Here is a 21,211-nt window from a genome sequence, read left to right on the forward strand (position 1 = left end):
ACCTGCGCGTACGGCGCGTTACGCTCGCCGAGCCGGGTTGGGTGTGGTGCAGGACACAGGTCGGGGAGCGGGCCGTGGACGGGCAGGAGTCGCCGGCGAGTGAGATCGCCGCTGGTTATGCGAGTGAGGGTGCCGCGCTGGAGCTGGGTGCGGTGGTGATCGACGGGCAGGTGGACGCGGCGGCGGCCGTGCGGCTGCCGTTGGCGACGCTGAACCGGCACGGGCTGGTTGCCGGGGCGACCGGGACGGGCAAGACGAAGACGTTGCAGCTGATCTCGGAGCAGCTGTCGGCGGCCGGGGTGCCGGTGGTGCTCGCCGACGTCAAGGGCGATCTGTCCGGGCTGGCCGCGGCGGGTGAGGCGAACGACAAGGTCTCGAAGCGTTCGCAGGAGCTCGGCGACGACTGGGCGGGCGCGGCGTTCCCGGTGCAGTTCCTGTCGCTGGGCACCGGCGGCAAGGGGTCGCCGATCCGGGCGACGATCACGAGCTTCGGGCCGGTGCTGCTGGCCAAGGTGCTGGGCCTGAACGAGACGCAGGAGTCGACGCTCGGGCTGATCTTCCACTGGGCCGACCAGCGCGGCCTGGCGTTGCTGGACACAAAGGACCTCCGGTCGGTGATCACGCACCTGACCGGCGACGAGGGCAAGGAGGACCTCAAGGGGATCGGCGGGGTCTCGGCGGCGACGGCCGGCGTGATCCTGCGTGCCCTGTCCAATCTGGAGGCCCAGGGCGGTGAGGACGTCTTCGGCGAGCCCGAGCTGGACGTACACGACCTGATGCGCGCACGTGACGGCAAGGGCGTCGTCACGCTGCTGGAGCTGGACGACCTGCAGCCGAAGCCGGCGTTGTTCTCGACGTTCCTGATGTGGCTGCTGGCCGAGCTGTTCGAGGAGCTGCCCGAGGAAGGCGATCTCGACCAGCCGAAGCTCGTCTTCTTCTTCGACGAGGCCCACCTGCTGTTCGCCGACGCGTCGAAGGCGTTCCTCGAGCGCATCGAGCAGACCGTGAAGCTGATCCGGTCGAAGGGCGTCGGTGTGTTCTTCTGCACGCAGCTGCCCACGGACGTCCCGAACGCCGTGCTCTCGCAGCTCGGCGCGCGGATCCAGCACGCGCTGCGGGCGTTCACCCCGGACGACCAGGCGGCACTGGCCAAGACGGTGAAGACCTACCCGAAGACGAAGTTCTACGAGCTCGACACGGCGTTGACGTCGCTGGGTATCGGCGAGGCCGTCGTCACGGTGCTCTCGGAACGGGGTGCGCCGACGCCGGTGGCGTGGACGCGGCTGCGGGCGCCCCGATCGAAGATGGGCTCGATCGGCGACGAGGCGGTTGCCGCTTCGGTCGCTTCGTCGGACCTGCACGCGAAGTACGCCAAGACGATCGACCGGGAGTCGGCCTACGAGAAGCTGGCCGCGAAGGTCGCCGCCGCGCCCCCGCCCGAGGCTGCTCCCGAGGCGCCGGCGTCCGAGAAGGACGAACCGGGGTTCCTCGAGTCCGCCATGAAGAACCCGGCCGTGAAGTCGTTCATGCGGGTCCGCGGCGAGCGCGCTGGGCCGCGAGATCACGCGCGGGCTGTTCGGCAACCGGCGCCGCTGACAAAACCTGACGCAAGCTGTCAGGTTTCACTGCAAAAGTGGTTCCACACCGAAGAGAGGGAACCACTCATGACCAGCACCGCCACCGCGTCGTTCACCGTCGACCAGTGGGAGCCGCAGGCGACCGAGGAGTTCGGAGGCAACGAGCTCGCCCGGGTGGCGATCGCCAAGACGTTCACCGGGGCGGTCGAAGGGACCAGCAAGGTCGAGCTGCTGACGGCCACCAACGCGACGTCGCGCGCGTACGTCGGCTTCGAGCGGCTCGAGGTCTCGGTCGACGGCCGCAAGGGCAGCTTCGTCCTGCACCACACGGCCGACGAGTCGGGGATGGCCTTGAAGATCCTCACCGGGTCCGGTGCCGGCGAGCTGACCGGGATTTCCGGGACGGCGAACATCGAGATCGACGGCGAGGATCACCACTTGACCCTCACCTATACCCTCTGAGCAGCACGAAGGCCGTTTCGAGAACCCCCGATCGACTCTCGAAACGGCCTTCGCGGCGATCTCCCGCTCCCCGAAGCGCGGGGACGGGCCGCCCCGACCACGGCCCGTCCGCGTCCTAGTTGTTCACGATCTGGTCGACGATCTTCTTGGCGTCGTTGATCGGAATGGCGAACCCGATCCCGACGCTGCCCGCCGAGCCGTTGGCCGAGGCCGAAGGGCTGTACAGCGCCGAGTTGATGCCGATCACGTTGCCCTGGGCGTCGACCAGCGCGCCCCCGGAGTTGCCCTGGTTGATCGCGGCGTCGGTCTGGATCGCGGTGTAGCTGGGCGAGTCGTTGCTCTGGTTCGACGTGCGGCTGAACGGCGAGCGCTGCTGCTGCTCGCCCTGCCCGATGTCGGACAGGTTCCGGTTCAGCGCGCTGACGATGCCGGTGGTGACGGTGTTCTGCAGACCGCCCGGCGAGCCGATCGCGACCACTTCCTGGCCGACGGCGAGCTTGCTCGAGTCGCCCAGGCTCGCCGCGGTCAGGCCACTGGCGTTCTGCGCCTGGACCACGGCGATGTCCGCCTTGGTGTCCGCGCCGACCACGCTGGCCTGGTACTTCTTGCCGTCGGACGTGGTGATGACGACGTTCTGGGCGCCGTCGACGACGTGCGCGTTGGTCAGGATCCGGCCGTCCGAAGTGAGGATGACGCCGGAGCCGATGGCCTCGCCCTGGCCGGTCGTGACGTTGATCTGGACGACGCTCGGCGTGACCTTCGCCGCGACGGCGCTGACGTCGCCGGAGGTCGAGTTCGCGACCGTCTGCCCGTTCGCGGCCGGCGTGCTGATCGACGTCGTCGCGCCGTCCGCCGAAGTCGTCGTGAGCCCGACGATCGCCGCGCCGCCGACGCCGCCGACCAGCGCGGCACCGAGTGCGGTCGCGCTGACGATCATCGCGACCCGGCCACCCTTGCGCGGCTTGGCCTTCAGCGCCGTGGGGGCCTGGGCGCCGGGAGCCTGGGGCGGGGTGAAGAGCGGATTCGGCGCGGCCTGCTGCTGGTAGGCGTACTGCGCGTACGGCCCGTACTGCTGAGTGCTGTGGTGCGGCTGGTGCCCACCGGTTGAGGCGGGGCCGGGCCGACTCTCGTTCTCGGTCATGGGATTAGATTCGCGCTCGTGCTTGTGAGCAGCCTGTGGAAATACCTCAGGCTTTGCTGAGAAGAATCAGCTGAGAAAACTCAGCTGATCTTCAGGCTTCAAGCGAAGAACGACGGGACGTCCAGCGCACCTCCCGCTGCCTCGAACTCGTCGTGCACCGCCTTCCGCAACTCGGCGTCGCCGAGGTAGTCGGCCGCGGTCAGGGCCAGGCCCAGCGCGCCGTCGCGGACGCCCGCGTCACCCGTCTCCGATCCGGCCGCGGCCGCGAACTCCTTGGTGTGCAACGCCACCGTGGGACCCGAAACCGCGAGCATGGGGTGCAGTGCGGGAAGGCGGTACGACAGGTTGCCGAGGTCCGTGGAACCGGTGAGCGACTCCGGCACGATGCCCGGCGGGAGCGGTTTGCGGCCGGTGATCACCTGGTTGGCCGTCCACCGCGCGGCGAGCGCGGTGTTGAACCGGATCGGCAGGTAGGCGGCCTGGGCGTCCCAGATCAGCTCGACGCCGCAGCCGGTCATCGCCGCGGCGCCTTCGGCGATCGACGTCATGCGGGCGGCGAGGTCGCGCAGGGTCTCCGGGGTCTGGGACCGGAGGTAGAACAGCAGCGCGGCGCGGGCCGGGATGACGTTGGGCCGGGCGCCGCCGTCGGTGAACACGCCGTGGACGCGGTCGCTCTGCGGGAGCTGCTGGCGCAGCGCCGAGACGCCTTGGTACGCCGCGACGGCGGCGTCGAGCGCGTTGCGGCCCATGAACGGCTGGGCGCTCGCGTGCGCGCCGACACCGTGGAAGACCATCTCCAGCTGACGCCGCCCAAGGAACGGGTGCAGCGCGATGTCGTGGCTGAACGGGTGCAGCATGATCACCGCGTCGACGTCGTCGAACACGCCGGCGCGGGCGAGGATCTCCTTGCCGCCGCCGCCTTCCTCGGCGGGCGTGCCGATCAGGCTGACGCGGCCGCCGAGCCGCCCGGCGACGGTGGCGGCGCCGAGGAAACCGCCCGCGGCGGTGGTGCAGATGACGTTGTGACCGCAGGCGTGGCCCAGCCCGGGCAGCGCGTCGTACTCGGCGAGCACGGCGATGTGCGGCCCGTCTCGTGGCGGTGTGCTGACGCGCAGCGCGGTGTCGAGCCCGCCGACGCCGATCGTGGCTTCGTGGCCGTGGCGCCGCAGGAGATCGGCCAGGGCCCGCACGGACCGGTGTTCGGCGAACCCCTCCTCGGGATGGGCGTGCAGATCTTGGCTCAAGGCCACCAGATCAGGTGAGCTGCGCTCGACCGCGGCGGTCACTTCGGCCCGCGTCGCCTCGTCCGCGCCGGGGTGCGGCGAGGACAGCGGTTCAGCGGCCGCGACGGCGTCGGCGGTGGCCTCGACCAGGGAACGCAGGTAGCTGTCGTCAGGCGGGACGGGGTCGGCGTGGGTCATGGGGCGATGCTAACCGGCACCTCCGACAATCCGCGGCGCTCAGCCGCGCTCGCCCGCGACGATCTGCGTGACACCGGCGTACCGTTCGGTGATCTTCGTGAAGCCGCGGGCGCGCAGGCCCGCCGCGACTTCGCCGCGGTCGAACATCTTCTGGCCGCTCACGACCCCGCCGGCCGACTCGATCAGACGCGCGGGTTGCCAGCCGCGGCGGGCGCTCGTCAGCAGCACGATCCGGCCGCCCGGTTTCACCACACGCGCGAAAGAATCCAGTGCGGTCTCCGGCTCGGCGAACATGTGCAGTGCGGCGAAGCAGCAGAGCGCGTCCACTGTGGACAGTTTCAACGGGAGGTGCACGGCGTCGGCGCGCAGGTAGGCGACGGTGTCCGGGCCACCTTCGGCGACGGCTTTGGCGAGCATGGTTCGGGCGCCGTCGAGCCCGATCGCCAGCCCGTCCGGGCCGACGGCCGCGCCGAACGCCCGGGTGAACCGGCCGGTTCCGCACGCGACGTCGAGCACCGTGCGGCCCGGTGCCAGCCGGAGGAGTTTCGTGGCGAGCGTGACTTCGTCCGCCATGCTCGGCCCGAACGGGCCCTTGAGCGCGCGGCCGAGGGTGGGGCGCCAGTACCGCTCGTAGACCTGCGGGAGCAGGGTGGTGCGCATCAGGCGCTGCGTGAGCCCCGTCGGCGGACCGGCCTGGTCCGCGGCGCCCAGCAGGTCGAGGTAGCCGGCGTCCGTCTCGGCCGGCGTCTCGAGCAGGGCCTCGAGACGGTCGGATGCGCTGGTCGGCACGAGTTCTCCTCGCTTTCGGATACCGGCAGTATGCCCACCTCGGGGCCACCCGATCGAGTGAAGAAATCCGGGATCAGGCGTTCGACGCCCGGAATTGTCGGTGCCCCTTCCTAACGTCGCGGGCAAGGTTCCGATCCGAGGAGGACAGATGACGACGATTTCCGGCCCGCGGGCCGAGATCGCGGTGCACGGCGAGTTCGACCTGGCCGCGGCGGCCCGCTTCCTGACCGGCTTCGCCCCGGCCGGGCAGCCGGACTCCGAACCCGGCGCGCTGCGGGTGGCGTTCGCGCTCGACGGCGAATGGACGCCGGTGGGAGCGGTGCTGCGGCAGAGATCGCCCGGCGAGGTCACGGTGGAGGTCCACAGCCCGCCCGAGCACACCGACGCCGTGGTGGCGCAGGTGCGGCGGATGTGCTCGCTGGACGTCGACGGCACGGCGTTCCCGGAGGCCGGCGCCCGTGATCCGGTGGTTTCGCTGCTGCAGGAGTTGCGCTGGGGCCTGCGTCCGGTCTTGTTCGCGTCGCCCTACGAGGCGGCGTGCTGGGCGGTGCTGAGCCACCGGATCTGGATGACGCAGGCGGTCCGGCTGCGCCGTCGCCTGACCGAACGCTACGGCACCGAAGTCGACGTCGACGGGAGCACGCTGAGGGCGTTCCCGGCGCCGGCCGCACTGGCGAAGATGGAGTACCAGCCGGGGCTGCCGGGCCCGAAGATCCCGCGCCTGCGTGCCATCGCCGAGGCGGCGGCCGACGGAATGCTGGACGCGGCGGCACTGCGGGCGATGCCGGCGGAGGAGGCGCTGAAGCAGCTGCAGCTGCTGCCGGGCATCGGCCGGTTCAGCGCGGAGCTGATCCTGATCCGCGGTGCCGGCCACCCGGACGTCTTCCCCCGCGGCGAAACCCGCCTCCACGAGATCATGCGCGACGCGTACCACCTCCCGGACGCGGGCGTCGCGGAGCTGGCGGAGATCGCGGAGGCCTGGGCGCCGTTCCGCAGCTGGGTGTCGTTCCTGTTCCGGGTCGAGGGTGAGGCCCGGATGCGGGAGTCGCGATGATCTGAAACGGCCGTCCGGTGCAGCTGCTCGCCGACCTCGGATCCGGCTCGGCGTGGCGGTGGCGCCTCGGCCCGTGCGCGCACTTGCGGCCCGCGTTCCGACGACAGAACGGAGACCACAACGACTCAATACCCGAAGCCGCGAAGCGGCGAGCGGTGGGGACTCACGGTAGCCAGATATCGCCTGTGGTGAGGTGTCCGGGTGAGCACGCCCGTTCATTTCGCGCTCGGCGGTCCGTCCGGTGACGCCCTGTCAGCTTTCCGCGCGGCTGCCGCCACCGGCACTTCGCCGGCCGGTTCGCTGCTCGAGCAGGCCCAGACCCCCGCGGTGATCACCCTGATCGCCGGCGGCGTGGCGCTGCTGGTGGTGCTGGTCGGCGGGACACCGTGGCGGCGGGCGCGGAACGTCGTGACGATGGTGCACGAGGCCGGGCACGCGCTGGCCGCGGTGCTGGTCGGACGGCGCCTGCAGGGCATCAAGCTGCATTCGGACACCTCGGGCGTCACCGTCTCGCGCGGCAAGCCCGAGGGACCGGGCATGGCGTTCACGGCGATGGCCGGGTACCTGGCACCGTCGGTCCTGGGGCTGGTGTTCGCCGGCCTGCTGGGCGCCGACCTGGTCGGCACGGTGCTGGTCCTGATCGCGCTGCTGCTGCTCGGCGTGCTGGTGATGGTGCGCAACGCCTACGGGGTGTTCACGGTCGTCGCCAGCGCGGCGGTGCTGGCGCTGATCGCGTTCGTCGCACCGGTCGAGCTGCAGGCCCCGTTCAGCTACCTGGTGACGTGGTTCCTGCTGTTCGGAGGCGTGCGGCCGGTGGCGGAGCTCCAGATCAAGCGACGCCGCGGCCAGGCCCGCGACTCGGACGCGGACCAGCTGGGCCGCCTCACGGCGGTCCCGCCGGTGCTGTGGGTCCTGGTCTTCGCGGTGGCCACGATCAGCTGCTTGATCGCCGGCGCACTGTGGCTCCTGGAGCCGGCCGCCAAGTAGCGCCGGCAGCCATGGCCCCCAGCCGCGAGGCGCCAAACCACCTGGCCACGGCTCGGCTTCGGCCGACCGGGCGACGGGAGCTGCGCGCGTTGTGTGCTGCCGCCGCCCGCCGCCCGCCGCCCGCCGCCCGCCGCCCGCCGCCCGCCGCCCGCCGTCGCGCGTGGTCCCGGCTTGACCGACCCGGTTGGAGCGGCCCGCCAGCGGCAGCCCGAGCTGTCCGCCGGCCGCCGCCGACGGCGGCGGTTGCGGCGTTCAAGCACCCCGTCGGTCGGTGGGGGCCTGCCGCGCGCGGTCGGTCGGCTGGCCGCGCTGGCCGCGCGGTGCCGTTGCGGTGCTCGGGCTTGTCCCCGGCCGGTCACGTTCCTCGCACCGCAGCCGCGGGCCGCGGCCGGTCTGCGGGCCGCGGCTGCTGCCAGGCGCCGCCGCGAGGCTCGACCACACCATCGGCGGTCGCCATCCCCGCCGCGGTCACCCCTCGGCGGCCGCGACACCCGGATCAGGCCCGCGCCCCCGGCGTCGGCGGTGGAGCCCGTGGCCGGTCACGGGGGTGCATGCGGCAAACTGGTGGTCCGCGCGGAGGGAGACGAACGATGGACGAGGTCGCCAAGGCCGTCGAGGAATGCGCACGGGCGGCGAAGCTGGCCGCGCCGTCGCTGGCTGCCGCGAGCGCCCAAGCCGTCGATGCCGCACTGACCGGGATGGCCGAGCGGCTGCTCGCGCACCGGGACGAGATCCTCGAGGCGAACCAGGCCGATGTCGAGCGCGCCAAGGCCGATGGGATGAGCGCCGGCCTGCTCGACCGGCTCACCATCACCCCGGAGCGGCTCACCGGCATGGCCGAACAGCTTCAGCTGCTGGCCGGCGCCCCGCACCAGGAGCGCTCCGTCGACGTGTCCACCCTGGACGGCGGCCTGCGGCTGGTCGAACGGCGGCGGCCGGTCGGTGTCATCGGGGCGAACTACGAGGCGCGGCCGAACGTCACCGTCGACGTGGCCTCCCAGCTCGTCAAGTCGCGCAACGCCGGAGTCCTGCGCACCGGCTCGGCCGCGCTCGGGTCCGCCCAGCGGCTGCGGGAGGTCGTCATCGCGCCGGCGCTCGCGGAAGCGGGCATCGACGCCGACTGCGTCCAGCTCGTGCCGCGTGTGGAACGGGAGGCGGCGTCCGCGCTCGTGCGGCTGCCCGGCCTCGTGCCGCTGGTGATCCTGCGCGGTAGCGGGGACAGCACCCGCGCCCTCGCCACCGAGGCTGCCGTTCACGGCGTGCGCACCCTCGCCCACGCCGATGGTGGTGGCGTCCTGTACGTCGACCGCGGGGCGGACGTCACGAAGGCGCGCGACCTCGTCTACACGAGCCTCGACCGGCTGGGTGTCTGCAACCGGCTGAACCTGCTGCTCATCCACGAAGACATCCACGACGACGCCTGGCCCGCGATCTCCGACGCGCTCGCCGAGCGCGGCGTCACGCCTTCGCTGGCCCCGCACGAGCACCCGATCGGCTACGAGTGGGCGCTGGACTCCAACCGGGAAGCCACCGTCACCGTCGCCAAGGTCGGCTCGCTCTCCGACGCCGTCGAGATCGCCAACGAGCGCACCTCCGGCCTGGCGGCGGGCATCACCACCGAGGACGCGTCGGCCGCGGACGCCTTCTTCGACGGCTACACCGGCACGGGCGTCTTCTGGAACGCCCCGACCCGCCTCCTCGACGGCTTCAAGCTGCTCGCCGTCCCGGAAACCGGCATCAACCTCGACAAGGTCCCCGGCCCCCGCGGCCCGGTGACCTACACCGACCTCTACGTCCGCCAGTACGCCGTCCTGCCGGCCTGAACCGAACGGCCGGGCCAGGTCAGCGTGCCGGCGGGACGCCGGCGAGCTTGCGAAGCTCCTTGACCGTGTCCGCGGCGTTGGTGACCAGCTCGGTCCGCTCGTCGGGGTCGCCGGAATAGCGGTAGATCGCCGTCGGCCCGTCGCTGATCGCGATCGCCGCGACCAGGCGGCCTTCGGGGTCACGGGTGAGCCCGGTCGTCACCGACACCTCCCGGCCGACGGTGTCGACCGTGGTGAGCGTCCGCTCCTTGTACCAGCCTCGCGTTGTCATGGTCAAAAAGCTCCGGGGGATGGGGGCGACAGGGATACGTCGTAGGACGCGGGGACCGCCCCGCGCGTTACGGCATACTGGGCCGGGTGATCTCCCGGCCGCACGTCCTGCTGTCCGCCGCGCAGTCGCTCGACGGCTACCTCGACGACACCTCACCCGAGCGGCTGGTGCTGTCCACAGAGGACGACTTCGCGATCGTCGACCGGTTGCGGGCCGAGGCCGACGCCATCTTCGTCGGGGCCGGGACCGTGCGGGCCGACAACCCGCGGCTGCTCGTCCGCTCCCCGGAGCTGCGGCGGAAACGGCTGGAGCAGGGTAAGCCCGAACAACCCGTCAAGGTCACCGTGACCACCCGCGGCCTCGACCCGGACGCGCAGTTCTTCACGGTCGGGGACACCGAAAAGATCGTCTACGCGCCGCCCGGGGCCGCCGACGGGCTGAAGCACGTCGCCACCGTCGTCGACGCCGGGAACCCGCCCGACTTCGGGCACGTGCTCGACGACCTCGGCGCCCGCGGGATCGAAAACCTGCTGGTCGAAGGCGGCGGCGGGATCCACACGCGTTTCCTCACCGAAGGCCTCGCCGACGAGCTGCGGCTCGCGATCGCGCCGTTCTTCGTCGGGCAGCCGGACGCGCCGCGGTTCGTCGGGCCCGGCCGCTACCCGCGCCCCCTGGTCCTGACCGCCGCGAACGAACTGCAGGGGATGGCCATCCTCGAGTACCGCGCTGCCGCCGAACCGACCGGCCGGGACGTCCAGCGCCTCAAGGAAGCCATCGCGCTCGCCGCGCAGTGCCCGCCCAGCCACACCTTCCGGGTCGGCGCCGTGATCACCGACGCCGACGGCGAGGTCGTCGCCACCGGGCATTCCGGCGAAGGCGATCCGGGCAACCACGCCGAAGAGGCCGCGCTGGCCAAGTGCGCCGGCGACCCGCGCCTGGCCGGCGCGACCATGTACAGCTCGCTGGAACCGTGCAGCCACCGCAGTTCCCACCCGCGCAGCTGCACCCAGCTCGTCCTCGACGCCGGGATCCCGCGGGTGGTGTTCGCCTGGCGCGAGCCGCCGGTCTTCGTCGACGCCCGGGGCACCGAGCTGCTGCGGCAGGCCGGGCGGCACGTCGTCGAGGTGCCCGCGCTGACCCCGGAGGTCCAGCGCGAGAACACCCACCTCGACTTCTAGCCGGCAGAGGGAACTAACAGGCGCCGTTGTCCTGCCAGACGCCCCATTCGCCGGTCGTGCCGGGCTCTTCGCCCTGCGTCCACCACTTGGCCGTCCACTTGTGGCTGTTGTGCGAGACGACGTTGTCCTTGACGTAGACCTTCGTCCGGTCCCACTCCGCCGCGGTGCAGGAGCCGCCGCCCGGGGTGGTCGGGGTCGTCGTCACCGGTGGCGTCGTCTGGGGCGGCGTCGCCCCGGCGAAGCGGACGCTGAACTTCGTGAAGTCCCAGTCGTTCTGCGGGACGTTGCTGCAGACGCCGTTGTCCGTCGTGCCGACGCAGGCGCGGTCCCGGTTGACCGACCAGAACGTGAAGCGGCCGAGGCCGTGGCTGGTCGCGTAGTCGTACACCGTCTGGAAGTCCGAGGTGTAGAACATCTCCGCCGCGTCCGACTTGCCGTTCATGCCGGAGAAACCCTCGTGGGCGTACGCGGTCGCGCTGTCCCAGCCCAGGTGCGACATCAGCAGGCCGTGCAGGGCTTCCAGCGCCGACACCTGCGACGAGCCGCCGTTGAAGCCGCCGTCGAACGGCATGATCGAGAAGTTGTTCGGCGTGAAGCCGATCGACTTCGCCTGGTCGATCAGCTGCGTGCCGAACCAGCCGGTGCCGGCCGCGGTGCCCGGCATGGTCACCGACACGAACAGGCCGGGGTTGTTGGCCTGCAGGGTCTTCGCGGCCCCGAGCTCGTTCGCGATCGCGGCGGTGTTCTCGTATTCGGGTTCTTCCAGGTCGAAGTCGATCGCCTTGAGCGAGTACTTCGTGATGACCTGCTGGTACGCGGCGGCCGTCGCGGCCACCGTCCCGCAGGTCTGGCCGAGCTTCGTGCCGCCGTACCCGCCGACGGACACCGAGACGTCGCCGCCCGCGCCGCGGATCCGCGAGATGACGCCCGCGACCGCGGTGTCGGACGAGACGGCGGAGGTGCCGTCCCAGGTCGGGCTGCAGCCGCCGCCGTTCGGCGCCAGGATGAACGCCAGCTGGAACGCCTTGAGCCCGGTCGCGTTCATCACGGTCACGGGATCGGGCGGGTTGTTGCTCTGGGGCATCAGGTACGGCGCCGCGGCGTACCAGTTGTTGCTCAACGCCGCGGTCGCCGACGGTGCGCCGAGCACGAGGCTGACGGCGGTGGCGGCGAAAGTGGCGGCGGCGAGCCCGGCGGCGGCCAGTCTGCTCCTGCGCATGAGCTGTCCTCCCGGTGGGGATCGAGGTGGACAGATCATTGGACTAGACCATTAATGAAGTCAAGGTGGCGGGTGAAACGTGGCGGAATATCCGGTTCTGACCCGTACTTTCGTCGGGTGGTCAGGCCGCGGGGAGGGACACGACCACCACCAAACCGCCCTCCGGCCGAGCCGTGGCCGCGACTTCCCCGCCGTGCGCGTGCGCCACCGAGCGGACGATCGACAACCCCAGCCCCGCCCCGTCCGCGGCCACCCGCGCCCGGCGGTGGAACGGGTCGAACAACGCGGGCACCTCCGACGGCGGGATCACCGGGCCGCTGTTCGTCACTTCGAGCTCGACCGAAGGCAGCCGCGTCCGGGTCGCCACCCGGACCCAGCCGCCTTCGACGTTGTGGCGGATGCCGTTCTCCACGAGGTTGTGCACCAGCCGCTCCAGCATGAGCGCGTCGCCCAGCGCCGTCGCGTCGCCCAAGTCTTCCTGCACGCCGGGCGGAACCACGTGCGACGCGATCGCCGCCAGGTCCACCGGGCACCGTTCGGTCAGCGCGCTCTCCGACCGGGCCAGCAGCAGCAACCCGCTGATCAGCTTCTCGTGCCTCGCGTTGATCTGCAGCAGCTTCGTGCCGAGCTGCCGGACGTCGTCGGACGCCGTCCGGCGGTGCATCGCCACCTCGACCAGGGACCGGTTGAGCGTCAGCGGGGTGCGCAGTTCGTGGGAGGCGTTCGCGACGAAGCGGCGCTGGGCGTCGAAGGACCGGTCGAGCCGCTCGACCATGATGTCGAACGCGTCGGCGAGGTTCTTCACCTCGTCCTCCGGCCCGCGCAGCGCGATGCGCTCGTGCCCGCCCGGGTCGGCCGCGGCCGCGATCCGGCGCGCGGTTTCGGTGACCTGCCGCAACGGCGCCAGCGCGCGACCCGCCACCAGCCAGCCGACCGCCGCGGCGAGCACGGCGACCGCGGCGAGCGCGATGCCGCCCTGGGTCAGCAGCGACGTCGCCGCCGCTTCACGCACTTGCCGGGCCTGGGCGTCGAGCCCCTCCGGGAAGGGCAGCGCCGCCAGGCCGGGCGGCGGCGTGCCGATGAGCACCGTCACCCGCCGCCCCACCTGCTGCGTGAACAGCAGGTAGGTGACACCCAGCAGCACCACGCCCGCCAGCAGGAACAGGCCGCCGTAGAGCACGGTCAGCCGCAGCCGGAGGCTCACCGGAGCCGGTAGCCGACCCCGGTGACCGTTTCCACCAGCGGTGGGTCACCGAGCTTGCGGCGCAGCTTGAGGATGGTGAGCCGGACCGCGCCGGTGAACGGGTCCGCGTGCTCGTCCCACGCCTTCTCCAGCAGGTGTTCCGCGGAGACGGTGGCGCCGTCGGCGCGCAGCAGCTCGGCGAGCACGGCGAACTCCTTTTTGGACAGTGGGAGGTACCGCTCGTCGCGGAACACCTCGTGCCGCGCCGGGTCGAGCGTGATCCCGGAGCGACGCAGCACCGGCGGCGCGGCCGGGCGGCAGCGCCGCCCCAGCGACTGGATGCGGGCCGCCAGCTCGGGAAAGGCGAACGGTTTGGTCAGGTAGTCGTCCGCGCCGAGGGACAATCCGGCGACGCGGTCGGTGACCTCCGCGGCCGCCGTGAGCATCAGCACCCGCGTGGCCACCCCCGACGCCACCAGCTCGCGGCAGACGTCGTCGCCGTGCACGACCGGCAGGTCCCGGTCGAGCACGACGACGTCGTAGTCGTGCACGGCGATGCGCTCCAGCGCCGCGGCGCCGTCGTGGGCGAGGTCGACGGCGTGGGACTCGTCGCGCAGCCACTCCGCGATCGCCTCCGCGAGCATCGGCTCGTCCTCCACCACCAGGACCCGCATGCCGCCATGATCGCCGCGGCGGTGTTTCTTCGGCGTTAGCACCGGTAGAGGGTGTCCGCGCCGCCGATGCGCACCGGGCCGCCACCCGGGGCGGACCGCCCGCCGTACGCGCTCGCGTCGACGTTCGCGCAGTGCTGTTCGATCCAGCGACGGCGTTCCTCTTGGACCGGACTTCGCTGGGGCCCGGCCGGAGCGGCGGACCCACCGCTCAGCACGAACCGCAGCTTGCCTTCGGCGAGCCAGCGGTCGAGCTGCGCGACCGACGGCGCGTCGTCGCGGCCGCCGAAGCCGCCCATGCCGATCACGGCCGCGTCCGAGCCGATGATGAACGGCGCCACCGAACCGGCTTCGCTGTTCACCGCGAGCGTGATCTCGGTCCCGTTCGCGCGGACGTAGTCGAGGATGCGCCGCTGCTCGTCGGACAGCTTCGCGCCGTCGTCGCCGCCTCCGCCGCCGAGCACCATCCGGGGCTGCGGGCCACCCGGTGACGGCGCCGGTCCCGGTCCCGGCGTCGGCACCGAGGTGGGACCCGCGGCGGGCAACGTGCCCGAGGACGTGCTCAGCGCGGCAGCGTACGACCACACGGCGGGCGTGAGCAGCAGCGGCACGAGCCCGGTCACGAGCGCCCACCGGCTCCGGCCGGCCAGCAGGCCCGCGATGGCGGCGGCGGCCGTGCCGAGCACCGCCCACCGGGTCCAGCCGTGGAACGAGGTGTCCCGTGAAGTCAGCACGAACGCCCAGGCTGCGCTCAGGGCGATCGCCACGGGGAGTGCGGTGCGCCGGTGGTGCCGCCAGAGCTGCGCGAGGCCCGCGGCGGAGACCGCGGCGACGGCGGGCGCCATCGCCGTCGTGTAGTACGGGTGCCAGATGCCGCCGGCGAAGCTGAAGACCGCGGTGGTCACCAGCAGCCAGCCGCCCCACAGCACCCAGCCGGCGCGACTGCGCGCGTCACCCCACGACCTCGTCACGACGACCACGACCAGGACCAGCAGTGACAACGGCAACAGCCAGGAGATCTGCCCGCCGACGAGGTCGTTGAACATCCGGCCCGGCCCGGGGTCGCCGCCGAACGACGACATGGTCAGCTGCCCGTTCCGCACGATCATCATGCCGCCGCCCTCGCCGTTGCCGGAGAGGCGGCCGAAGCCGTTGTAGCCGAAGACGAGGTCCCGCGCGGAGCCGTCCGCGCTGCCGCCCATGTACGGCTTGGTTCCGGGCCACCAGTCGTACAGGGCGATCCACCAGAACGACGAGACGACGAGCACGAGCCCGGCGCCGAGCACGTCGAGCAGGCGACGGCGGAGCGGTCCGCTCGTCCCGGCCAGGTACGCGGCGACGAGCGCGGGCACGATGATCCACGCCTGCAGCATCTTGGTCAGGAACCCGCAGCCGACGAAGAAGGCGCACCACCACAGCCACCGCCGGCTGTCCTGTAGCGCGCGGGTAAGGGCGTACGCGGCGGCGACCAGGAACAGGACGAGCAGCGTGTCGGGGTTGTTGCCGCGGTTGATCACCACCGTCACCGGCGTCAGCGCGAGGATCGCGGCGGCCAGCAGGGCGACGTTCTCGCCGGACCAGAGCCGCACGGTGCGGTGGAGCAGGAAGACCGCCGCGACGCCTTCGAGGACCTGGGGCAGCAGCAGCGCCCAGCCGTGGTAGCCGAAGACCGACACCGAAAGCGCTTGCGGCCACAGGGCCATCGGCGGTTTGTCGACCGTGACGACGCCGTAGGGGTCGAACGAGCCGAAGAGGAAGTTCGTGAAGCCGCTGGTCATCGACTTGACGGCGGCCGAGTAGTAGGTGTTGCCGAGCTGGCCGTCCCCGATCTTCCAGGCGTAGAGGACGGCGGCGCCGAGGCAGATGAGGGGAAGCGCCCAGGAGCGGGTCTTCCGGTGAACGGCGGTGATCATGACCGCCACCCAACCCGGACCCGCGTTTCCCGGGCGTTTCCGTTCAGCTGTTGTCGTTCAGGAAGTCGTAGTCCTTGCACTCGCCGTCTTGTCGCGTCCCAGCACCGGCGGAAATCGAAGTGATACGGGCTCCAGGGGAAGTCGTAGGAACTGCCGTCGGCGCGCTCCGGGTGAAGCCGTTGCCGCGGACGGACGTGCCATCGCAGGGGTAGGCCGGGTTCCAGTGCAGGCGAATACGGTCACCTCGTGCGGCGGCCGCCTCGTCCCGCGCGAGGGCGACCCCCACCCTCCCCGGCAGGGTTCCGGCAAAGTCTTTGTGTTGTTTAGGCGGGTATTCCGAGCAGGGTGAGGGCTCGGGTGGGGTTGCGGGCGGTGTGGCGGAGTGCTTGGGCGATGTTGGTGTGCCCGGCTTGTCGGTGTGCGCTGGTGGCGAGGTTGCGCAGGCTGGCCATGGTGCGGGGTGCGGTGCCGGTGTGGGCCCGGGATTGGTCCTCTTGTTAGGTGACGTCGCGGACCCAGTGGAGTTTGTTTTCGATGTGCCAGTGGCTGCGGACGTAGCCTCCGATGTGGGCGGGGTGGGCGTAGCGGCCGGTGAGGCTGGTGAGGCCGAGTGCGGCGTGGGCGGAGCGTTTGCGGCTGCTGTGGTGGGTGGTGTACCGCTCGATGAGGAACGCGTGGGTGGCGTGCGGGAAGTCGATGACCGGGTAGCCGAGGAACTCGCCCAGGGGTGCCAGCTGGACGGTGCGGTGTTCGCTGCGGCCATGCCCACTGCCGCAGGTGATGTGGGCAGGGATCTCGTGCCAGGGCAGGGTGTCGAGCAGTCCGTGAAGACGGTGCTGGTTCTCCTTGACGGTGAACACGTAGTCCGTGCCGCGTTGATGCAGGTAGCGGGCATGTTCGGCGGTGGTGTGCAGGGCGTCGGCGGTAACTATCTTCCCGGTCAGGTCGATGGTGTCCAGCAGCGGCTGGAACCAGGTGATTTCGCTGCTGCCGACGGGGACTTGGCGTTGGCCGAGCACTGTTGCCGTTGTGTGGGTGATCGCGGCGAGCAGGTGCACTCCGGCGCCGCCGGGGCGGGCGAAGGTGCCGCGCAGGGACTTGCCGTCCACCGCGATCGCCGCCGGCGCGGTCTTGGCCGGGTCGGTGGTGCTGGTGTCGCGGCCGGTGAGCCAGCTGCTGATCACGTCGTCGAGGATGTCGCCGTCGACCCGGCCGGCCATCCGTCGCACGGTGGCTTCATCGGGTGGTGCGTAGCGGGCGTGGCGGGGATCGAATCGGGTGCCCAGTGCGGCCAGCACCGGTTGTGGTGCGTCGGCGGCCCATTCGCCGATGGCGGTGAACGACTGGGCTCCGGCCACCACGGCTGCGGCGGCGAGCGCCAGAATCGACCCGATCGAATGTCGTACACCCCGTCGGTCTCGTGGATCGGGGATGGCGGCGAACTGTTTGCGCAGGTCACCAGCCCAGGATGGATCGGTGTCGGAATCGATGACCGGGGTCAGGCGATCACGGACGAGGGGGATCAGGCACGATTGCGCAGCGGGCACGGCTCTCTCACACGATCATGGGACCTAGACAATCACATGATCAACGAGGACCGTGCCCGCCCTGCAAACAGGCCAAAAGACTTTGCCGGAACCCCCACCCTCCCCGGGGGGCGTGCCCTTGTCCAGTCTATCGGTGGGGTGCGACGCCAACCCGCGAATCGGCCTCGGGAGCCGGAGTTGTCCACATTGCGGTGCGGATGTGGACAACTGTCGAACAGCCGCGAATTCCCGCGTGGTGACGGAAGCGCGAGCCGGCGCGGTTGCGACCCGCAGGCTCACTCCGACTCGAGGTCACCCTCCAGCGACAGGTACACCTCGCGCATCTTCTCCAGCAGCGCCGGGTCCGGCTCCGCCCACAGACCGCGGTCCGCCGCCTCGTTCAGCCGCTCGACGATCCCGCGCAGCGCCCACGGGTTCGCCTGCCGCAGGAACTCCTGGTTCACCTCGTCGAGCACGTACGATTCGGTCAGCTTCTCGTACATCCAGTCGCCGACCACGCCGGCCGTGGCGTCGAAGCCGAACAGGTAGTCCACCGTGGCCGCGAGCTCGAACGCGCCCTTGTACCCGTGCCGGCGCATCGCCGCCAGCCACCGGGGGTTGACCACCCGGGCGCGGAACACCCGGGCCGTCTCCTCGCCCAGCGTGCGCGTGCGGACCGCGTCCGGCGAGGTGCTGTCGCCCACGTAGGACGCCGGGGCCGTACCCGTCAGCGCGCGGACCGTCGCGATCATCCCGCCGTGGTACTGGAAGTAGTCGTCCGAGTCGGCGATGTCGTGCTCGCGCGTGTCGGTGTTCTTCGCCGCCACCACGATGCGCTTGTACGAACTCTCCATGTCCTCGCGGGCCGGGCGGCCGTCCAGGTCACGGCCGTACGCGAAGCCGCCCCACACCGCGTACACCTCCGCGAGGTCCTTGTCGTCGCGCCAGTTCCCGCTGTCCATCAGCGGCAGCAGGCCCGCGCCGTACGCGCCCGGCTTCGACCCGAAGATCCGCGTCGTCGCGCGGCGATCGTCGCCGTGTGCCGCCAAGTCGGCGGACACGTGCGCGCGGACGAAGTTCTCGTCGAGAGGTTCGTCCAGCCCGGCCACCAGCCGCACCGCGTCGTCCATCAGGGTGATCACGTGCGGGAACGCGTCCCGGAAGAACCCGCTGATCCGGATCGTCACGTCGATGCGGGGCCGGCCCAGCTCCGCGAGCGGGATCGCTTCGATGCCCGTGACGCGCCGGGAAGCCTCGTCCCACACCGGCTGGACGCCCAGCAGCGCCAGGACTTCCGCCGCGTCGTCGCCGGACGTCCGCATCGCCGACGTGCCCCACACCGACAGCCCAACTGACTTCGGCCAGTCGCCGGTGTCCTCGCGATAGCGCTTCAACAGCGAGTCCGCCAGCGCCTGCCCGGTTTCCCACGCGAGCCGGCTCGGGATGGCCTTCGGGTCGACGGTGTAGAAGTTCCGCCCGGTCGGCAGCACGTTGATCAGCCCGCGCAGCGGCGACCCGCTCGGCCCGGCCGGGATGTACCCGCCGTCCAGCGCGTGCAGCACCGCGTCCAGCTCGGCCGAGGTCCCCGCGAGCCGGGGGACGATTTCCTCCGCGGCGAACGAAAGTACCCGCGCGACCTGGGCGTCCGGCGCCACCGAGGCGACCGCGGTCGCGTCCCAGCCGCGCATCTCCATCGTCTGCACGAGCTCACGCGCCGTCTTCTCGACCGCGTCCACTTCGGACATCGGCGCGTCTTCCTTGAGGCCCAGCGCCGACCGCAGGCCCGGCACCGCGCCCTGCTTGCCGCCCCACATCTGGGCCGCGCGCAGCATCGCCAGCACCAGGTTGACGCGCGCCTCACCGGTCGGCGCCGCGCCCAGGACGTGCAGCCCGTCGCGGATCTGCGCGTCCTTGACCTCGCAGAGCCAGCCGTCGATGTGCAGCAGGAAGTCGTCGAACTCCGCGTCGTGCGGCCGTTCCTCGATGCCCAGGTCGTGGTCCAGCTTCGCCGCCTGGATCAGCGTCCAGATCTGCTGGCGCACCGCCGGCAGCTTCGCCGGGTCCATCGCCGCGATGTTCGCGTGCTCGTCGAGCAGCTGCTCCAGCCGCGCCATGTCGCCGTAAGACTCCGCGCGCGCCATCGGCGGGATCAGGTGGTCGACGATCGTCGCGTGCGCCCGCCGCTTCGCCTGCGCGCCCTCGCCGGGGTCGTTGATCAGGAACGGGTAGATCAGCGGCAGGTTCCCGAGCACGGCGTCGGGCGCGCACGACGCCGAGAGCCCCGCGGTCTTGCCCGGCAGCCACTCCAGTGACCCGTGCTTGCCCAGGTGGACGACGGCGTGCGCGCCGAACTCCTCTTCCAGCCAGCGGTAGGCGGCCAGGTAGTGGTGGCTCGGCGGCAGGTCCGGGTTGTGGTAGATGGCGACGGGGTTCTCGCCGAACCCGCGCGGCGGCTGGATCATGATGATCACGTTGCCGCTCTGCAAGGACGCCAGCACGATGTCGCCGTTGTCGACGTACAGCTCGCCCGGCGCCGGGCCCCAATGCTCCTCGACGCCTTCGCGCAGCTCGGCCGGCAGCGCGTCGAACCACTCCTGGTAGCGCGCGGCCGGGACGCGGATGGGGTTCCCGGCGAGCTGTTCCTCGGTCAGCCACTCCGGGTCCTGGCCCCCGGCGGCGATCAGCGCGTGGATGAGCGCGTCCCCGTCGGGCTGGTCGGTGCCGGTGGGGTCGACGCCCGGGAACGCGTCCGGTCCGAGGTCGTAACCCGAAGCGCGCATCCGCCGCAGCAGCTCGATCGCCGACGCGGGTGTGTCCAGCCCGACCGCGTTGCCGACGCGAGAGTGCTTCGTCGGGTATGCGGACAGCATCAGCGCGATGCGGCGTTCCGGCGGAGGTGTGTACCGGAGCCGGGCGTGCGCCAGCGCGATGCGAGCGACGCGGGACGCGCGCTCGGCGTCCGGCACGTACCGGGGGAGACCGTCCTCGTCCAGCTCCTTGAACGAGAACGGCACCGTGATCAGCCGGCCGTCGAACTCCGGCACGGCCATCTGGTTCCCGGCGTCGAGCGGCGAGAGGCCGTCGTCGTTGGCCGCCCACGTCTCGCGGTCGCTGGTCAGGCACAGCGCCTGCAGGATCGGGACGTCGAGCGCGGCCATCTCGGCGACGTCCCACGCCTCGTCGTCACCACCGGCGCCCACTTCGGACGGCCGGGTGCCGCCGGCCGCGAGCACGGTGACCAGCAAGGCGTCCACGGAAGCCAGCTCGGCCATCATCTCCGGCTCGCGCGTACGCAGCGAAGCACAGTAGATCGGCAACGCGCGCCCGCCCGCCGCTTCGATCTCGTCGGCGAGGGTGTGCACGAACGCCGTGTTCCCGGACAGGTGGTGCGCGCGGTAGTACAGGATGCCGATGACCGGGCCATCGGCCCGCGAAGGACGCTCGAGAACACCCCACGAAGGCTGCTCCGCGGGCGGCTCGAAGCCGTCGCCGGTGAGCAGGAGCGTGTCGGAGAGGAACCGGTGCAGCTGGGTGAGGTTCGCCGGGCCGCCCTGCGCGAGGTAGGCGTGGGCCTCGGCGGCGATGCCGGCCGGGACGGTCGAGAGCTTCATCAGCTCGGCGTCCGGCGTCTGCTCCCCGCCCAGGACGACGACGTGCGCGCCCGACGCCCGCAGCACGTCCAGGCCGTCCTGCCAGCTCCGCGGGGTGCCGAGGATCCGCGCGACGACGATCTTGACGCCGTCGAGCAGCCCGGGCAGCTCGCCGACGTCGAGCCGGGACGGGTTGCCGAGCCGGTACTCGCGGTCGCTCGAGCGGGCGCTGAGCAGGTCGGTGTCCGATGTGGACAGAAGCAGGATCACGAGGTTCCTCCTCGGGGTCCGCGCCCCGGGTAGACGGGCGCGCCGGCCGGAGTTCCTGGCTCCCGGAAATCCTCTCTCCGGTAACAGTGGCGGGACCGCCCCGGACTCTCACCGGGTTCCTCCACCTGCCGACGCG

General features: G+C 71.5%; 14 protein-coding genes, 2 pseudogenes and 1 riboswitch. Of the genes and pseudogenes, 6 read left to right on the forward strand and 10 right to left on the reverse strand.

Features of this window, described 5'->3' with window-relative positions; genetic code table 11:
• Window positions 1–74 precede the first annotated feature (74 nt).
• Both ACFVYA_RS17935 and ACFVYA_RS17940 read left to right on the forward strand, forming a co-directional pair.
• Window positions 75–1,596, forward strand: a pseudogene (locus ACFVYA_RS17935) (helicase HerA-like domain-containing protein).
• Between the two features lie 68 nt (window positions 1,597–1,664).
• Window positions 1,665–2,039, forward strand: coding sequence for a DUF3224 domain-containing protein (locus ACFVYA_RS17940; protein WP_285985509.1), 375 nt, complete (start codon window positions 1,665–1,667; stop codon window positions 2,037–2,039).
• Window positions 2,040–2,154: 115 nt separating this feature from the next.
• Here ACFVYA_RS17940 and ACFVYA_RS17945 read toward each other — a convergent pair whose 3' ends face one another.
• The 3 genes from ACFVYA_RS17945 to ACFVYA_RS17955 all read right to left on the reverse strand — a co-directional run bounded on the left by ACFVYA_RS17945 (window position 2,155) and on the right by ACFVYA_RS17955 (window position 5,390).
• Complete coding sequence (locus ACFVYA_RS17945; protein ID WP_285985508.1) at window positions 2,155–3,180, reverse strand: S1C family serine protease; 1,026 nt, start codon at window positions 3,178–3,180, stop codon at window positions 2,155–2,157.
• A 98-nt stretch (window positions 3,181–3,278) separates the two neighbouring features.
• The gene (locus tag ACFVYA_RS17950) at window positions 3,279–4,601 is read right to left on the reverse strand and encodes a M20 family metallopeptidase (protein ID WP_387046229.1); all 1,323 of its coding nucleotides are present in this window, start codon (window positions 4,599–4,601) and stop codon (window positions 3,279–3,281) included.
• Window positions 4,602–4,640: 39 nt separating this feature from the next.
• Window positions 4,641–5,390, reverse strand: coding sequence for a class I SAM-dependent methyltransferase (locus ACFVYA_RS17955; protein WP_387046231.1), 750 nt, complete (start codon window positions 5,388–5,390; stop codon window positions 4,641–4,643).
• 148 nt (window positions 5,391–5,538) lie between these two features.
• On the opposite strand from ACFVYA_RS17955, the gene ACFVYA_RS17960 reads away from it, so the two are divergent.
• The 3 genes from ACFVYA_RS17960 to ACFVYA_RS17970 all read left to right on the forward strand — a co-directional run bounded on the left by ACFVYA_RS17960 (window position 5,539) and on the right by ACFVYA_RS17970 (window position 9,254).
• A complete protein-coding gene (locus ACFVYA_RS17960; RefSeq protein ID WP_387046234.1) occupies window positions 5,539–6,444 on the forward strand; it encodes a DNA-3-methyladenine glycosylase family protein in 906 nt (301 codons plus the stop codon).
• A gap of 201 nt (window positions 6,445–6,645) precedes the next feature.
• Complete coding sequence (locus ACFVYA_RS17965; protein ID WP_387046236.1) at window positions 6,646–7,431, forward strand: M50 family metallopeptidase; 786 nt, start codon at window positions 6,646–6,648, stop codon at window positions 7,429–7,431.
• Between the two features lie 590 nt (window positions 7,432–8,021).
• Entirely contained in the window at window positions 8,022–9,254 is a 1,233-nt protein-coding gene (locus ACFVYA_RS17970) for an aldehyde dehydrogenase family protein (RefSeq protein WP_387046238.1), read from the forward strand.
• A 19-nt stretch (window positions 9,255–9,273) separates the two neighbouring features.
• Here the strand turns inward: ACFVYA_RS17970 and ACFVYA_RS17975 are convergent, their stop codons facing one another.
• Window positions 9,274–9,525 (reverse strand): hypothetical protein, encoded by a 252-nt coding sequence (locus ACFVYA_RS17975; protein ID WP_285985502.1) that lies wholly within the window; start codon window positions 9,523–9,525, stop codon window positions 9,274–9,276.
• An 86-nt stretch (window positions 9,526–9,611) separates the two neighbouring features.
• Here ACFVYA_RS17975 and ACFVYA_RS17980 point away from each other — a divergent pair, with 86 nt between their 5' ends.
• Window positions 9,612–10,703, forward strand: a complete 1,092-nt coding sequence (locus ACFVYA_RS17980; protein ID WP_387046241.1) for a dihydrofolate reductase family protein — start codon at window positions 9,612–9,614, stop codon at window positions 10,701–10,703.
• A gap of 13 nt (window positions 10,704–10,716) precedes the next feature.
• On the opposite strand, the gene ACFVYA_RS17985 is transcribed toward ACFVYA_RS17980, so the two are convergent.
• From ACFVYA_RS17985 to cobN, 6 genes and pseudogenes are all read right to left on the reverse strand, one after another.
• On the reverse strand, window positions 10,717–11,922 hold the full coding sequence (locus tag ACFVYA_RS17985; RefSeq protein ID WP_285985500.1) for a chitinase: 1,206 nt from the start codon (window positions 11,920–11,922) through the stop codon (window positions 10,717–10,719).
• 121 nt (window positions 11,923–12,043) lie between these two features.
• Complete coding sequence (locus tag ACFVYA_RS17990) at window positions 12,044–13,126, reverse strand: sensor histidine kinase (RefSeq protein WP_387046243.1); 1,083 nt, start codon at window positions 13,124–13,126, stop codon at window positions 12,044–12,046.
• The gene (locus ACFVYA_RS17995) at window positions 13,123–13,779 is read right to left on the reverse strand and encodes a response regulator transcription factor (protein WP_387046245.1); all 657 of its coding nucleotides are present in this window, start codon (window positions 13,777–13,779) and stop codon (window positions 13,123–13,125) included. Before ACFVYA_RS17995 ends, ACFVYA_RS17990 begins: the two co-directional genes overlap by 4 nt.
• Window positions 13,780–13,814: 35 nt before the next feature.
• Window positions 13,815–15,689, reverse strand: a complete 1,875-nt coding sequence (locus ACFVYA_RS18000; RefSeq protein WP_387046247.1) for an ArnT family glycosyltransferase — start codon at window positions 15,687–15,689, stop codon at window positions 13,815–13,817.
• A 323-nt stretch (window positions 15,690–16,012) separates the two neighbouring features.
• A pseudogene (locus ACFVYA_RS18005) lies at window positions 16,013–17,122 on the reverse strand (ISAs1 family transposase).
• Between the two features lie 389 nt (window positions 17,123–17,511).
• On the reverse strand, window positions 17,512–21,075 hold the full coding sequence (gene cobN / locus ACFVYA_RS18010) for a cobaltochelatase subunit CobN (RefSeq protein WP_387046249.1): 3,564 nt from the start codon (window positions 21,073–21,075) through the stop codon (window positions 17,512–17,514).
• A 49-nt stretch (window positions 21,076–21,124) separates the two neighbouring features.
• A riboswitch (cobalamin riboswitch) is annotated at window positions 21,125–21,197 on the reverse strand.
• Window positions 21,198–21,211 lie beyond the last annotated feature (14 nt).

It is taken from the genome of Amycolatopsis sp. NPDC058278, from assembly GCF_042881395.1.
In the GTDB taxonomy this organism is placed as follows: Bacteria; Actinomycetota; Actinomycetes; order Mycobacteriales; family Pseudonocardiaceae; genus Amycolatopsis.